The organism is Pseudomonas sp. B21128, assembly GCF_044218865.1.
GTDB lineage: Bacteria > Pseudomonadota > Gammaproteobacteria > Pseudomonadales > Pseudomonadaceae > Aquipseudomonas > Aquipseudomonas iridis.
The window spans coordinates 5,895,864-5,910,769 of the sequence record NZ_CP162590.1 but is presented as its reverse complement, the minus strand read 5'-3'; the positions used below and the strand labels follow the sequence as shown (position 1 = coordinate 5,910,769).

The 14,906-nt window shown below is 58.6% G+C and carries 16 protein-coding genes and 1 pseudogene; 15 read left to right on the top strand and 2 right to left on the bottom strand.

Translation table 11 applies throughout. The features are described from left to right. The first annotated feature begins 1 nt into the window (after position 1). From ispF to rpoS, 6 genes are all read left to right on the top strand, one after another. Complete coding sequence (gene ispF / locus AB4P91_RS26785; RefSeq protein WP_150594513.1) at positions 2-475, top strand: 2-C-methyl-D-erythritol 2,4-cyclodiphosphate synthase; 474 nt, start codon at positions 2-4, stop codon at positions 473-475. Next, entirely contained in the window at positions 472-1,530 is a 1,059-nt protein-coding gene (gene truD / locus AB4P91_RS26780) for a tRNA pseudouridine(13) synthase TruD (protein ID WP_150687730.1), read from the top strand. Before ispF ends, truD begins: the two co-directional genes overlap by 4 nt. After that, a complete protein-coding gene (surE, locus tag AB4P91_RS26775; RefSeq protein WP_042557899.1) occupies positions 1,518-2,267 on the top strand; it encodes a 5'/3'-nucleotidase SurE in 750 nt (249 codons plus the stop codon). The genes truD and surE overlap by 13 nt, the downstream gene beginning before the upstream one ends. A gap of 41 nt (positions 2,268-2,308) precedes the next feature. Further along, positions 2,309-2,944, top strand: a complete 636-nt coding sequence (locus AB4P91_RS26770) for a protein-L-isoaspartate(D-aspartate) O-methyltransferase (protein WP_170947254.1) — start codon at positions 2,309-2,311, stop codon at positions 2,942-2,944. Between the two features lie 211 nt (positions 2,945-3,155). Further along, the gene (locus AB4P91_RS26765; protein ID WP_150594511.1) at positions 3,156-4,025 is read left to right on the top strand and encodes a peptidoglycan DD-metalloendopeptidase family protein; all 870 of its coding nucleotides are present in this window, start codon (positions 3,156-3,158) and stop codon (positions 4,023-4,025) included. A gap of 106 nt (positions 4,026-4,131) precedes the next feature. Further along, positions 4,132-5,142 (top strand): RNA polymerase sigma factor RpoS, encoded by a 1,011-nt coding sequence (rpoS, locus tag AB4P91_RS26760; protein WP_150597634.1) that lies wholly within the window; start codon positions 4,132-4,134, stop codon positions 5,140-5,142. A gap of 524 nt (positions 5,143-5,666) precedes the next feature. Here rpoS and fdxA read toward each other — a convergent pair. Further along, on the bottom strand, positions 5,667-5,990 hold the full coding sequence (fdxA, locus tag AB4P91_RS26755; RefSeq protein WP_007908827.1) for a ferredoxin FdxA: 324 nt from the start codon (positions 5,988-5,990) through the stop codon (positions 5,667-5,669). A 163-nt stretch (positions 5,991-6,153) separates the two neighbouring features. Further along, positions 6,154-8,733 (bottom strand): DNA mismatch repair protein MutS, encoded by a 2,580-nt coding sequence (gene mutS, locus AB4P91_RS26750; RefSeq protein WP_395604036.1) that lies wholly within the window; start codon positions 8,731-8,733, stop codon positions 6,154-6,156. Between the two features lie 202 nt (positions 8,734-8,935). Here mutS and AB4P91_RS26745 point away from each other — a divergent pair, with 202 nt between their 5' ends. From AB4P91_RS26745 to AB4P91_RS26705, 9 genes and pseudogenes are all read left to right on the top strand, one after another. Next, on the top strand, positions 8,936-9,679 hold the full coding sequence (locus AB4P91_RS26745) for an XRE family transcriptional regulator (protein WP_080895993.1): 744 nt from the start codon (positions 8,936-8,938) through the stop codon (positions 9,677-9,679). A 528-nt stretch (positions 9,680-10,207) separates the two neighbouring features. Then, positions 10,208-10,552, top strand: a complete 345-nt coding sequence (locus tag AB4P91_RS26740) for a phage holin family protein (protein WP_042557905.1) — start codon at positions 10,208-10,210, stop codon at positions 10,550-10,552. Between the two features lie 38 nt (positions 10,553-10,590). Next, positions 10,591-10,761, top strand: coding sequence for a Com family DNA-binding transcriptional regulator (locus AB4P91_RS26735; RefSeq protein ID WP_150594508.1), 171 nt, complete (start codon positions 10,591-10,593; stop codon positions 10,759-10,761). A 25-nt stretch (positions 10,762-10,786) separates the two neighbouring features. Further along, the gene (locus tag AB4P91_RS26730) at positions 10,787-11,629 is read left to right on the top strand and encodes a putidacin L1 family lectin-like bacteriocin (protein ID WP_150594507.1); all 843 of its coding nucleotides are present in this window, start codon (positions 10,787-10,789) and stop codon (positions 11,627-11,629) included. A 263-nt stretch (positions 11,630-11,892) separates the two neighbouring features. Beyond that, positions 11,893-12,477 (top strand): hypothetical protein, encoded by a 585-nt coding sequence (locus AB4P91_RS26725; RefSeq protein WP_395604035.1) that lies wholly within the window; start codon positions 11,893-11,895, stop codon positions 12,475-12,477. Next, the gene (locus tag AB4P91_RS26720) at positions 12,474-12,656 is read left to right on the top strand and encodes a DUF2635 domain-containing protein (protein WP_003222219.1); all 183 of its coding nucleotides are present in this window, start codon (positions 12,474-12,476) and stop codon (positions 12,654-12,656) included. The genes AB4P91_RS26725 and AB4P91_RS26720 overlap by 4 nt, the downstream gene beginning before the upstream one ends. Then, positions 12,656-14,151 (top strand): annotated as a pseudogene (locus tag AB4P91_RS26715) (phage tail sheath subtilisin-like domain-containing protein). Before AB4P91_RS26720 ends, AB4P91_RS26715 begins: the two are co-directional and overlap by 1 nt. A 67-nt stretch (positions 14,152-14,218) precedes the next feature. Further along, complete coding sequence (locus AB4P91_RS26710; RefSeq protein WP_249485163.1) at positions 14,219-14,566, top strand: phage tail tube protein; 348 nt, start codon at positions 14,219-14,221, stop codon at positions 14,564-14,566. Continuing rightward, a complete protein-coding gene (locus AB4P91_RS26705) occupies positions 14,563-14,859 on the top strand; it encodes a phage tail assembly protein (RefSeq protein WP_007908778.1) in 297 nt (98 codons plus the stop codon). The genes AB4P91_RS26710 and AB4P91_RS26705 overlap by 4 nt, the downstream gene beginning before the upstream one ends. Positions 14,860-14,906: the final 47 nt, after the last annotated feature.

Here is a 14,906-nt window from a genome sequence, read left to right as displayed (position 1 = left end):
TATGCGTATTGGCCACGGCTATGATGTGCACCGTTTCGCTGAAGGCGATTTCATTACTCTGGGCGGCGTGCGCATTGCACACAGCTTCGGGCTGCTCGCTCACTCCGACGGTGACGTCCTGCTGCACGCCTTGAGCGATGCCTTGCTCGGCGCGGCTGCGCTGGGTGATATCGGCAAACACTTCCCGGATACCGACCCGCAATTCAAGGGCGCCGACAGCCGTGCGTTGTTGCGTCATGTGGTCGGTCTGATCCACGCCAAGGGCTGGAAAGTCGGCAACGTCGATAACACCATCGTTGCCCAGGCGCCAAAAATGGCCCCGCATATCGAATCGATGCGCGCAGTGATCGCCGCGGATCTTCAAGTTGAGTTGGATCAAGTGAACGTGAAAGCTACCACCACCGAAAAGCTTGGCTTTGTCGGTCGCGAAGAAGGCATCGCCGTACACTCCGTTGCCTTGTTGCTCCGCGCATGAATGAACTGCAATTGCTCGGCCCGCGCGCCTATGGCGAACCCCTCGGCACCGCCGTACTGAAAGCCATCGCTGAAGATTTTCAGGTGGATGAAGTGCTGGATATCCCCTTCAGCGGCGACGGCGAACACCTGTGGATCTGGGTGGAAAAACGTGGCCTGAACACCGAAGAAGCCGCACGGCGTATCGCCAAGGCTGCCGGTGTGCCGCTGCGCACTGTCAGCTACGCCGGTCTCAAGGATCGTCAGGCGCTGACCCGTCAGTGGTTCAGCGTGCAGCTGCCGGGCAAGGCAGACCCTGATCTGTCGGCGGCGGAAAACGACACGCTGAAAATCCTCAAGACCACTCGCCACAAGCGCAAGCTGCAACGCGGCGCGCATTCGGCGAATGGTTTCACGTTGCGCCTGACGCAGTTCGCCGGCGATAAAGCTGCGATTGAAGAGCGCCTGCAACTGATCGTCAAACAAGGTATTCCCAACTATTTCGGCGCCCAGCGTTTCGGTCATGACGGCGGCAACGTCGTCGATGCCCGATCGTGGGCGGCGCGCAAGGCCCTGCCAGAGCAGCGCAATGTGCGTTCGCGCCTGCTGTCGACGGCGCGCAGTTTTCTGTTTAACCAGGTGCTGGCTGCACGTGTGGCGGATGGCACCTGGCAGCGCGCGCTGGTTGGCGATCTGCTGGCCTTCACCGATAGCCGTAGCTTCTTCCCGGCCGGTGAAGCTGAATTGAGCGACCCGCGTCTGGCGATTCTCGATCTGCATCCGACCGGCCCGCAGTGGGGTGAAGGTGACTCCCCGGCTGCGGGCGCTGTCCATGATCTGGAGCAGGGGATTGCCGCGCGTGAAGCGGATCTGCGCGATTGGTTGATCAACGCCGGCATGAGTCAGGAACGTCGCATCCTGCGGCTGCCCATTGGCGGGTTGACGTGGCATTATCCCCAGCCTGACATTCTGCAACTGGAATTCGTCCTCCCGGCCGGATGCTTCGCCACTGTATTGGTGCGCGAGCTCGTTGATCTGGTGCCGGTGGGGCAGACGGACAGCCCATGCGTATTCTGATTTCTAACGATGATGGAGTAACCGCACCCGGTCTCGCCGCGCTTTATGCTGCGCTGGCGGATTACACCGAGTGCGTGGTTATCGCCCCTGAGCAGGACAAAAGCGGCGCCAGCAGTTCGCTGACGCTCGACCGTCCGTTGCACCCGCAATACCTGGCCAACGGCTTTATCAGCCTCAACGGCACGCCAACCGACTGCGTACATCTGGGCCTGAACGGCTTGCTGGAGCGCCAGCCGGACATGGTGGTTTCCGGGATCAATCTCGGCGCCAACCTTGGCGATGACGTGTTGTATTCCGGGACGGTGGCGGCGGCCCTTGAAGGACGTTTCCTCGAGCGCCCTTCGTTCGCCTTCTCGCTGGTCTCACGCCAGGTCGATAATCTTCCTACGGCGACCTACTTTGCGCGCAAACTGGTCGAAGCCCACGCCGGGCTCGATTTGCCACCGCGCACGGTGCTCAACGTGAACATTCCCAATCTGCCGATCGACCACATTCGCGGCATCCAGCTGACCCGACTGGGGCACCGTGCCCGGGCGGCGGCGCCGATGAAAGTGGTCGATCCGCGTGGCAAGGCCGGTTACTGGATTGCGGCCGCCGGCGATGCCGAAGATGGCGGCCCGGGCACTGACTTTCATGCGGTGATGCAGGGCTATGTTTCGATCACGCCACTGCAGCTCGATCGCACCTTCAACGATGCCTTCAGAAGTCTCGATGGCTGGCTGGAGGGACTGCGCTGATGGCTCGTGAACACGAAGACAGAATGCGCAGCGGCATCGGCATGACGTCCCAGCGCACGCGGGAACGTTTGATCCAGCGTCTTTATGAAGAAGGGCTGTCCAACGCCAAGGTGCTGGAAGTCATCCGGCGCACGCCGCGTCACCTGTTCGTCGACGAAGCGTTGGCGCACCGCGCTTATGAAGATACAGCGCTGCCGATCGGCCATAACCAGACCATCTCTCAACCTTATATGGTGGCGCGCATGAGCGAGCTGCTGTTGGAGGCCGGTCCATTGGACAAGGTGCTGGAGATCGGCACCGGTTCCGGTTACCAGACTGCCGTGTTGTCGCAACTGGTTGAGCGGGTGTTCTCGGTCGAGCGCATCAAGGTCTTGCAGGACCGGGCCAAGGAACGTCTGGTCGAACTCAATCTGCGCAACGTGGTGTTTCGTTGGGGTGACGGTTGGGAAGGCTGGCCGGCGCTGGCACCGTACAACGGCATTATTGTCACCGCGGTGGCCACCGATGTGCCGCAAGCGTTGCTTGATCAACTGGCACCGGGCGGGCGCCTGGTGATCCCGGTCGGTTCCGGAGAAGTGCAGCAATTGATGCTGATCGTGCGCGAAGAAAATGGCTTTTCTCGACACGTTTTAGGTGCCGTGCGTTTCGTGCCATTGCTCAATGGGCCACTGGCCTGAGCATTTGTTCAACGGCGCTGAATTCCTTTCGTTGGCCTCGGTCTTACACCAGCAGCGATCGTTTAAACGCAGCAGATTGTCAGCTTGCAAACGTGTGCGTGAAGCGATTTCGCTTCATTAAAGGTAAAGCCGATTCGGCCCGTTATACTTGCGACACCTCATGCCGGAGTTCGGCATTCGAATTTTTCAGCCACCACAAAGGGAGCGGCGGGTGAGTCTCACTGTCATTGCGCAGCGTATGGGTAACACGAGCTTTCAGCGCCTGGTGACTGGCCTTGTCTTGAGCACCTTGCTGGTGGGTTGCTCCAGCACCAAATCGAGCAATGTCCGGGTAGTCGATCGCAACGGCGCGGCCGCACAGCGTCCTACCGTGACGACCGGTCAATATGTAGTCCGTCCCGGCGATACGATGTTTTCCATCGCATTTCGCTACGGCTGGGACTACAAAGCCCTCGCGGCGCGGAACAATATTCCTACGCCGTATACGATCCATCCGGGTCAGACAATTCGCTTCGACGGGCGTACCGGTTCAACGCCGACTGCCGTGGTGAGCAGCGCGAGTTCTTCGCCATCATCGTCCAGCAAAACCACGGTAATCCGGCGCCAGGCAAATGGCACAACGACCACCACAACCCGCGGTTCTGCGGGTGCTGTACCGTCCGTCGCCAACAAGCAAACCCCGGCTCCAATGCCTCCAGCCGGTCCAGCCCCGACCGGCTGGGGATGGCCATCTAATGGCATTCTGATTGGTAAATTCTCTTCAAACGGTAGTTTGAATAAAGGAATTGATATCGCCGGGGATTTGGGACAGCCTGTTTTAGCTGCGTCTGATGGGACGGTGGTTTACGCCGGGAGTGGCTTAAGGGGCTACGGCGAATTAGTCATCATCAAACACAGCGAAACCTACGTCAGTGCTTACGGACATAACCGCAGGCTGTTGGTTCGGGAGGGACAGCAGGTCAAAGTCGGACAGACAATTGCCGAAATGGGGTCAACGGGTACAGACCGGGTGAAACTGCATTTTGAGATTCGCCGACAAGGTAAACCAGTAGATCCGCTGCAGTTCCTGCCAAGGCGTTGATTTGCAATCCAGCCTGTTCCGTCGCGTAGAGGGGACAGGCTCCAGCGTTGCCAAGGATAGAGGCGTCGCTTGAGCTTGGGGTCGAACTCACCAAAGGACTATAACAATGGCTCTCAGTAAAGAAGTGCCGGAGTTTGACATCGACGATGAGGTTCTCCTTATGGAGACCGGCATCGATTCGGAATCTTCGATGTCGAATGATGAAGGGGCTGCTCCACCTTCCGTTCGTTCCAAATCCAAACAATCCGCCACACTTAAACAACATAAATACATCGATTACACTCGGGCACTTGATGCCACGCAGTTGTATCTCAACGAAATCGGCTTTTCCCCATTGCTCTCCCCCGAGGAAGAAGTTCATTTTGCGCGCTTGTCGCAAAGTGGCGATCCGGCCGGGCGCAAGCGCATGATTGAAAGTAACCTGCGGCTGGTGGTGAAAATCGCCCGGCGTTACGTCAATCGGGGGCTGTCGCTGCTGGATCTGATCGAAGAGGGCAACCTCGGTTTGATCCGCGCGGTAGAAAAGTTCGACCCCGAGCGCGGCTTCCGCTTCTCGACCTACGCGACCTGGTGGATTCGTCAGACCATCGAGCGCGCGATCATGAATCAGACCCGGACCATCCGGTTACCGATCCATGTGGTCAAGGAGCTCAATGTGTACCTGCGGGCTGCACGGGAGCTGACGCAGAAACTCGACCACGAACCTTCACCCGAAGAAATCGCCAACCTGCTGGAAAAACCGGTGGGCGAGGTCAAGCGCATGCTGGGCCTGAACGAGCGTGTTTCTTCGGTCGACGTCTCGCTGGGTCCGGATTCGGATAAAACCCTGCTGGACACACTTACCGATGATCGTCCGACCGATCCATGCGAACTGCTGCAGGACGATGACCTGTCGCAGAGCATCGATCAATGGCTGTCGGAACTGACCGACAAGCAGCGCGAGGTGGTCATTCGCCGCTTCGGCCTGCGCGGCCACGAGAGCAGCACGCTGGAAGATGTAGGTCTGGAGATCGGCCTGACCCGGGAACGGGTAAGACAGATCCAGGTAGAAGGCCTCAAGCGCCTTCGCGAAATCCTTGAGAAAAATGGCCTGTCGAGCGAGTCGCTGTTCCAGTAAGCGTTTCAAACGACCACCCGCAAAAAGCCCCGACTGGTTCGGGGCTTTTTGTTGCCTGAAATTCGCGTCGAATCTCTGCCCGAGCCTTCGGCAGCTCCTACCAAGGGTATCGGTCGAGATTTGTAGCCTCACTCTGTAAGCCTTTGCTTACTGTTTCGTAAGTGTTCGTTATTTTTACATGGCAGTAGACGTCGATATTTCCAATGGTCGGTTTTTAACTTATTGATTCGTATATTTATTTTCTAATATGAAACGCTTGTGACAGACCGTTTAAGCGTCCAGGACCTGTTGCTCTTACCCAATAATTCTCTAGTATCCGGGTTGTGTCGACGGACAGACACGCCCTTCAAGGAAGAGGGGAATGGACATCGCAGGATGCGATTCATCAGGACGATGAAAGGGAACACAGGGAATAGGGAAAAATGTGGGCGGGTCAAACCGCCCCTTTTTTTTGTCTGCAAAAAAGTCAAAACCGCAAAAGCAAAAAGGCCCGCAAGGGGCCTTTTTTTCGAGCGCGTGACAGATCAGCGTTCGAGGTCTTTGATCTTGCCTTTGACGCCATCCCACTCTTCGGCATCCGGCAGCGATTCTTTCTTCTCGGTAATGTTCGGCCAGATTTCTGCCAACTCAACGTTCAGCTGGATGAATTCCTGCATCTCTTCCGGAACTTCGTCCTCGGAGAAAATGGCTACGGCCGGGCATTCTGGTTCGCACAGGGCGCAGTCGATGCACTCATCCGGGTGAATCACCAGGAAGTTCGGGCCTTCGTAAAAGCAGTCCACCGGACAGACTTCTACGCAGTCGGTGTACTTGCACTTGATGCAGTTGTCGGTGACGACGAAGGTCATTTCTAGTTCTCTCCTCAGGCGGCGGCAGCGTTGCCCCTTCACGGTTGGGGTCGCCAGGTTCGGGAGCGATGTCTGCTGGCCAGGCTATTAGCCAGCAGCATCCCAAACCGCGCGAGATTCTAACAGCTTGAAGCCGTTTGCGTTATATCCGCTTCTTCAGTGCTTATATCCGGTTCTTCAGCGCATAAAGCATTTCCAGAGCACGACGCGGCGTCATGTCGTCAATGTCCAGTTTAGCCAGCTCATCCAGCACCGGGTGCGGCAGACTGGCGAACATATCGCTTTGTTGCGGCGCTGCGGGTTTTCCCTTGACCGGTTTCGGCGCTTCATGGGGTAGCGCGGTTTCTTCCAGGCGACTCAAATGCTGCCGTGCCCGCACGATGACTTCGCTCGGTACGCCCGCCAGTTGCGCGACCGCCAAGCCGTAGCTCTGACTTGCAGGCCCTGGCAGCACATGGTGCAGGAACACGATGCGCTCATTATGTTCAGTTGCGTTGAGGTGGACGTTGGCCACCAACGGCTCGGCTTCCGGCAACACGGTCAGTTCGAAATAGTGCGTGGCGAACAGCGTGTAGGCGCGCAGATGCGCCAAGCGCTCGGCCGCAGCCCAAGCCAGCGACAGGCCGTCGAAGGTGCTCGTACCGCGCCCGACTTCGTCCATCAGCACCAGGCTGCGCTCGGTGGCGTTGTGCAGGATGTTGGCGGTTTCACTCATTTCCACCATGAAGGTCGAGCGGCCACCGGCCAGGTCATCACTGGAACCGATCCGGGTGAAGATCCGGTCAACCAACGACAGTTCGCAACTGGCCGCCGGCACGAAGCTGCCGATGTGCGCAAGCAGCACGATCAAAGCGGTTTGTCGCATGTAGGTGGATTTACCGCCCATGTTCGGGCCGGTGATCACCAGCATCCGCGTGTTGTCATCCAGACTCAGGTCATTGGCCACGAACGGCGTGGTCAGGACTTGCTCGACCACCGGGTGACGACCCTGAGTGATGCGCATGCACGGCTCGCTGACGAAACGCGGGCAGTTCAGGTCCAGATTCAGTGCGCGTTCGGCGAGGTTGCTCAGCACGTCCAGCTCGGCCAGCGCGCCGGCAGTGTCCTGCAGCGGTGGCAACTGGCTGATCAGATCTTCCAGCAGCGCCTCATAGAGCATCTTTTCACGAGCAAGGGCGCGGCTCTTGGCCGACAGCGCCTTGTCTTCGAACTCTTTCAGCTCTGGCGTGATGAAACGCTCGGCACCCTTCAAGGTCTGGCGACGGATGTAATCCGCCGGTGCCGATTCGGCTTGCTTGCTCGGCAACTCGATGAAGTAGCCGTGAATACGGTTGTAGCCGACTTTCAGGTGGGACAGTCCGGTGCGAGCCTTTTCCCGGGCTTCCAGATCGATCAGGAACTGGCCGGCGTTTTCGCTCAGCGATTGCAACTCGTCGAGTTCGCTGTCGTAACCGGTCTTCAACACGCCGCCGTCTCGGATCACCGCAGGCGGGTTGTCGATGATGGCTTTTTCCAACAGTGCCGCCAGTTCCGGGTAAGTGCTGGTGGTTGTTGCCAGACTTTGCAGGTGCGGTGCTTCCAGATCGGTCATCGCTACTTGCAGTTCAGGCAGCGCGCCAAGGGCATCGCGCAGGCGCGCAAGGTCACGCGGACGCGCGTTGCGCAGGCCGATTCGCGCCAGGATCCGCTCGATGTCGCCGATTTCCTTGAGCTGCGGTTGCAGTTTTTCGAAACGATAGCGGTCGAGCAGGCAAGTGATCGATGTCTGACGCGCCAGTAGCACGGTCAGATCACGCAGTGGACGGTTCAGCCAACGGGTCAGCAAACGGCTGCCCATGGCGGTCTGGCAGCGATCGACCACCGATTGCAAGGTGTTGTCGCGGCCCCCGGCCAGGTTGGTGTCGAGCTCCAGATTGCGCCGGCTCGCGCCGTCGAGCACAACCGTGTCATCTAGACGTTCGTGGCGCAGGCTGCGCAGGTGGGGCAGGGCAGTGCGCTGGGTTTCCTTGGCATAGGCCAGCAGGCAACCGGCAGCGCCGATGGCCAGTGTCAGGTTTTCGCAACCGAAGCCCTTCAGGTCCTGGGTGGAAAATTGCTGGCAGAGACTTTTCAGCGCCGAATCACGCTCAAAATCCCACGGCGCACGACGCCGCACGCCACGGCGTTTTTCCGCCGGCAGATCCCGCGGCCAGTCATCCGGGATCATCAGTTCCACCGGGTTGACCCGCTCAAGCTCTGCCAGCAGGTTTTCCCAGCCCTTGATTTCCAGCACGGTGAAGTTGCCGCTGGTGATGTCCAGCACCGCCAGACCAAACAGGCGCTCGTCGCCCAGCACGGCGGCAATCAGGTTGTCGCGGCGCTCATCGAGCAGCGCCTCGTCACTGACCGTGCCTGGCGTGATAATCCGCACCACCTGACGATCAACCGGCCCTTTACTGGTCGCCGGATCGCCGACCTGCTCGCAGATCACCACCGACTCGCCAAGCTTGACCAGTTTCGCCAGGTAACCTTCTGCGGCGTGGTAAGGAATCCCACACATCGGAATCGCCTGTCCCGCCGATTGCCCGCGCGCAGTCAGCGTGATGTCGAGCAGCTTGGCGGCCTTCTTCGCGTCTTCATAGAAGATCTCGTAGAAGTCACCCATGCGGTAGAACATCAGCTGATCCGGGTGCTGATTCTTCAGGCGCCAGTATTGCTGCATCATCGGGGTGTGGGAGGACAGATCGGAGACGGCTTTATTCATCGGATTGTCAGGCAACTCGTTAAAAGATGTAGGGCAAAAGCGGGGACAATGACCGGGCTTTTCCGCGATGGGCGCAAGGTTACCATGGGGAGTCTGCTCGACGCAGGCATCGCGGGTCGCTGTGTATTTCCTTCGTCGAAAAGACGCTATATGCATTGATTATGCAAATCAGCATTTGTCTTGGCGAATAACTTCAAGCATTATGCGCGTTATGCAAAAACGCAACGTATCCTCCGTCTTAAGAGCACTGCTCGATCAGCACGGGATCTCCCCCACGGAGCTCCACCGTCGCACCGGCGTGCCTCAATCCACTCTCTCGCGGATTCTCAGCGGGAAGATCGTCGATCCTTCGGATAAACATATTTCGAAGATCGCCGAATACTTCGCCGTCAGCACCGATCAGTTGCGCGGGCGCGCGGATGTCGCGCCGTCGGCGGGTGCCGGGCGCGGTGACGTACACGCAGAACTCAAGGACATAATGCTGTGGGACGACGACACACCTGTCGATGACGACGAGGTGTCGGTGCCGTTTCTTCGCGAGGTTGAATTGGCCGCAGGATCAGGAAGATTCGTCATCGAAGAGAGCGAGCGCTCTAGCCTGCGGTTCGGCAAGCGCAGCCTGCGTCATAACGGTGTGCAGTTCGACCAGGCCAAATGCGTGACCGTGCGTGGCAACAGCATGTTGCCGGTGCTGCGTGACGGCGCCACCGTCGGTGTTAACGCAGGCAAGTGCGGCATCGGCGACATCATTGATGGTGATCTGTACGCGATCAACCACAACGGCCAGTTGCGGGTGAAGCAGCTCTATCGCTTGCCTACCGGCATTCGCCTGCGCAGCTTTAATCGTGACGAGCATCCGGACGAGGACTACAGCTTCCAGGAAATCCAGGAGGAGCAAATCGTCATCCTGGGTCACGTCTTCTGGTGGGGCATGTACGCCCGGTAAACACACCGCTTTCAGATGAAACCCGCCATCGGCGGGTTTTTTTTCGCCCGTCAAAAACCCCTCGGAGCCTTGATCTATGCGGCCTTCATGCGTATGTGCATTTCTTTCGCATAAATAAATGCATCAATGCATTGACTGTATATGCATCCATGCATATTATTGCCACCAAGCCGCTCGACAAAGCGGCTGGAAACGAAAGCTCTTTAGTTCCACGAGAACAGGCAGCGATGAACCGGCCTTAACGGTTCAGAGGGTTGGCAACTGACCCGGGTGTGCAGCGTAAAGCACCAGAAGCAGTTATCCGGCGGGCAGGGACCGCGGTCGGAAAAACAATCTGAATGGACTCGTACCGCGCCAGTAGCGCCGAAAAGTCAGCTTCCTTTTTTGAACACAGGATTTAAAGGAAGGCGAAGGAGCGCATTACTGAAAAGCCCGGCCTCAGCGTCGGGCTTTTTGGAATGCCTATCTAAAGAGAAACCGTTTGAACCCAACACCCAGCATTCATCAATCACCCTCAGGAGGCGTGACATGACAAGCGAGCAACAAGCGTTGGCGGAAATGCCGATCTGGCTGGTCATCCTCCTTGCCGTAGTGGGCGGGGTGTCCGGAGAAATGTGGCGTGCCGACAAAGAGGGCGCCCGTGGCTGGTCATTGCTGCGGCGTCTGGCCCTGCGCTCCGGCGCCTGCATGATCTGCGGCGTGTCGGCGATCATGCTGCTGTATGCCGCAGGGTTGTCGATCTGGGCCGCCGGCGCGTTCGGTTGCCTGACGGCAATGGCCGGCGCCGACGTGGCCATCGGCCTGTACGAACGCTGGGCCGCCAAGCGCATCGGCGTCTGCGAAGTTCCGTCAGGCAATGACAACAAGGAGTAGTGCACAAACATCGTCGCATCTGATAGGGAGGTCAATTCATGCTGAGCGATTTTCGTTGCGGCCAATGCAACCGTTTGCTCGCCAGAGTAGATGCAGTATTTCAAGTTCAAATCAAATGTCCTCGATGCAGGACACTGAATTATGCGAGGGCCAAAAACCCTGGCAACCCGCCTGTGAGCGAACCGACAGCTACAGACTGCAAACAATAACTTATCGAGCAATAGGTGAAACTCTATGGCAACGCTACCTCGTTATCCGTTTACTGAAAATGGCAGCTCGGTTTTGCTACCTCTGCATGAGATGTCTGCCGGGCAATATCTTCAGTCGCCCGACAAACGCTTCAGGCTGGATGTTCAGGCCGATGGCAATCTGGTGATCTACGACGGTGCCACTGCGGTTTGGGTGGCAACTGCCGGTCAACCCTTTACCTCTTCGGGAAAGCAGATCGATAAATCTAAGATCTATTTTTATCTGATGTACTACGCCTTTCTTAACGATCCAACTCACGGGCGTATGTGGGGTACCGCGAACAGCACGCCACTCAATAATGACATTTGGGGCGCTTACGTTCGGACCTACCTCTCGTTACAGAATGATGGCAACCTCGTTGTGACTGACTCGGTACCCGTGTGGGCCAGTAACTCCGCCATTCCGATCAGTCCAGTTGTCGAGTCCATCTACATTCCGGCCGGTACCACCCTCGAAGTGGACCGACGTTATGTAGTGGGGGGCACGACACTGGTCTTCCAATCCGACGGCAACCTGGTCGTTTCGAATGGTCCGCTCGGTGTCCTATGGGCAAGTTGGACGCAAAACAAAGGTGCCACTCGTGCAGTCATGCAGGAGGACGGTAACTTCGTTATTTATGGTCAAGACAATACGCCACTTTGGTTTACCGGCACCGCTGGCAAGCCAGGTGCGATGGCCAAGATACAGGCTAATGGCAGTTTCTCGATTATCAGCGAGAAACCGGTGTGGGCTCGATTTGGTTTTACGCCGACCATTCTGCCGAAACGGGTTTTCAATTGGGATGGCGGGGCGTGGAGTACGTATGATCGTCCTGTCTGGACCTTTTAATTAGTCATCACTGATGCATGCCCCGCGTAATCGCGGGGCAACTTTTATCGCCTGAAACTTGGCCCGCACTCGCCAATTTTTTATCAAATCGTTCTTTTCATGCGGCTGAAAACCTGATCCCCGGCAACCGCTTCAGCCTGCCCGCGATAGCGACGGCTCATACACTTTGAATTCGAATGTGGCACCGCCACCGCGGGCAAGCCCGCTCACAGGTTCTTGCAGTGTTCTGCAGACCGCATTTCACTCGACTCTGGAACACCCCCATGAAGATCACCCCGATCCTCACGCAGTTGCGTGCGCAATGTCCCAGCCTGGCCAGTCACATCGCGGTGGGCGTCGATCTGGCATTGCTGCAAGGCAATCCCGGTCTGCCGACACCCTCGGCCCATGTGTTGCCAACGGCCGATGTGGCCAGTAGCAGCACCGCACAAAATCTCATCACTCAACCGATCCGCGACCGCTTCGAAATCGTCCTCGTGCTGGATGCCACCGACGCTACAAAAGCGCTGGATCTGTTGCATGACCTGCGCGGCGAACTGTGGCGCGCGCTGGTGGGGTTCAAACCTGACAGCGACTACAACGCCATCGTTTATGACGGCGGCGAAATGGTCGCGATCGACAGCAGCCGTGTGTTTTACCGGTTGCGTTTTTTTGCCGAGTTCCAGCTCGGTCGCAACCTGCCCGGCCAACCTGCGCAGAGCTGGCACGAACGTGAACTAGACGGTTTGTCGTCCTTTACCGGGGCCACCGTGCGAGTCGATGCGATCGACCCCGCCGACCCCAACCTGAAACGCCCGGGCCCCGATGGGCGCGTGGAACTGACTTTCTCTTCTGAGGTAACCCCATGAGCAATCGCATCACCGTGCTGCCGGCTGCTGGCCGCGCTGTACCTGACCCGGAGGCGGGCGATCTGCTGCCCCTCGAAGGCCGTGAAGTGCTGGACAGTGCCTGGTGGCGCCGACGTCTGGCCGACGGCGATATCACACTCAAAACCGCAAAAGCGGCTAAACCACAGGGAGCCAAATAATGGCGATCGGATTCAGCAACATCCCCGCGGACATTCGTGTACCGCTGTTCTATGCCGAAATGGACAACTCGGCCGCCAATAGCGCGAGCTCGACCCTGCGCCGTTTGATCGTCGCCCAGGTCAACGATAACGTCGCCCCGAGCGAGGTCGGCAAACTGATGCTGGTCTCCAGCGTTGCACTGGCGAAAAGTATGGGTGGTCAGGGCTCGATGCTCGCCTCGATGTACGAGACCTACCGCAAGGCCGACCCGATTGGCGAGATCTGGTGCCTGCCGCTGCACAACACTGAAGGTGCCATCGCCCAAGGCGTGCTGACCCTGACCGGCACCGCGACTCAGGCGGGTCTGCTCAATCTGTATGTTGGCGGCGTGCGTGTGCAAGCCACCGTGGTCAACGGTGCAACCGCTGCTCAGGCAGCCACTGCGCTGGCGCAGAAAATCAATGCCAGTGCCGATCTCCCGGTGAGTGCGGCAGCGGCCGAAGGTGTGGTCACCCTGTCTGCCAAATGGACCGGCGACAGCGGCAATGACATCAGCCTGCAATTCAATCGCCTGGGCAAAAGCAACGGCGAAGAAACCCCGGCCGGCCTGACCAGCGCAGTCACCGCCATGACCGGCGGCGCCGGCGTGCCGGATCAGATCGCTGCGGTCGCGGCACTGGGTGACGAGCCGTTCGAGTTCATCGCGCTGCCGTGGTCGGACCTGGCCACCCTCAACACCTGGCAAGCGGTCATGGATGACAGCACCGGTCGCTGGTCGTGGGCCAAGCAACTGTTCGGTCACGTCTACAGCGCCAAACGCGGCACCGTCGGCACGCTGGTCGCTGCAGGCCAGGCGCGTAACGATCAGCACATGACCATTCAGGCACTGGAACCGGGCGTTCCGCAACCGGTCTGGGTACAAGCCGCCGCACTGGCTGCACGCACCTCGGTGTTCATCTCCGCCGACGCCAGCCGTCCGACGAAAGCGGCAGCCTGCCGGGTGTCGATCCGGCGCCGGCGAGCGAGCGCTTCACCCTGACCGAGCGTCAGTCGCTGCTTAACTATGGCATCGCCACCGCGTACTACGAAGGCGGCTACGTGCGCATCCAGCGTTCGATCACCACCTACCAGAAAAACGCTTACGGCCAAGCTGAAAACTCCTACCTGGACAGCGAAACCATGCACCAGTCGGCGTTCATCGTGCGACGTCTGCAAAGCGTGATCACCAGCAAGTACGGCCGGCACAAACTGGCTTCCGACGGCACCCGTTTCGGCGCCGGCCAGCCCATCGTCACCCCGAGCACCCTTCGCGGTGAGCTGATCGCCCAGTACGCCAAGCTCGAACTGGAAGGCCATGTGGAGAACGCCGAACTGTTCGCCGAGCACCTGATCGTCGAGCGCGACGTACAGGACCCGAGCCGTGTGAACGTGCTGTTCCCGCCGGATTACATCAACGGTCTGCGCGTGTTCGCACTGCTCAACCAATTCCGCCTGCAATACGACGACGCAGCCTGATCGCAGCGTTTGACGTCAAGCATTCAGCCCACCTCGCGTGGGCTTTTTTATTGAAGGGAGTAACACCATGGGTCAACTGATTGCAGGCACCTGCTACGTCAAGGTCGACGGCGCACAACTGACTATCAATGGCGGCTGCGAAGCCCCGTTGATGGCGGTCAAACGCGAAACCGTCGTACCCGGTTTCTACAAGGAAACCGACATCGCACCGTCGTTCAAAGTGACCGCGCTGCACACCCCCGACTTCCCGCTGAAGAAGCTGATCGAAGGCACTGATATCACCGTCACCTGCGAATTCAGCAACGGCAAAGTCTATGTGCTGGCCGGCGCTTACCTGGTCGAAGAGCCAGTCTCCAAAGGCGATGACGCCACCATCGAACTGAAATTTGAAGGCATCAAGGGGACCTGGCAATGAGCGGCGCCGTGAAGCTTCAGGTTGCGATCGAAGCTCACGGCGAGCCCCTGACCGAACTCGTCCTGCGCCGTCCGACGGTGCAGGAGGTGCGAGCGATCAAGGCGCTGCCGTACAAGATCGACAAGAGCGAAGAGGTCAGCCTCGACATGGACGTCGCGGCCAAATACATCGCCGTGTGCGCCGGCATTCCGCCGTCGTCGGTCAACCAGCTGGATCTGGCTGACCTCAACGCGCTGAGCTGGGCCGTTGCAAGTTTTTTCATGAGTGCGGCGTCGGCGCCATCACCGACCTGATCGCAGTCGCCTATGACCTGGCCTGGTTCTGGAAGGTTGACCCCGAA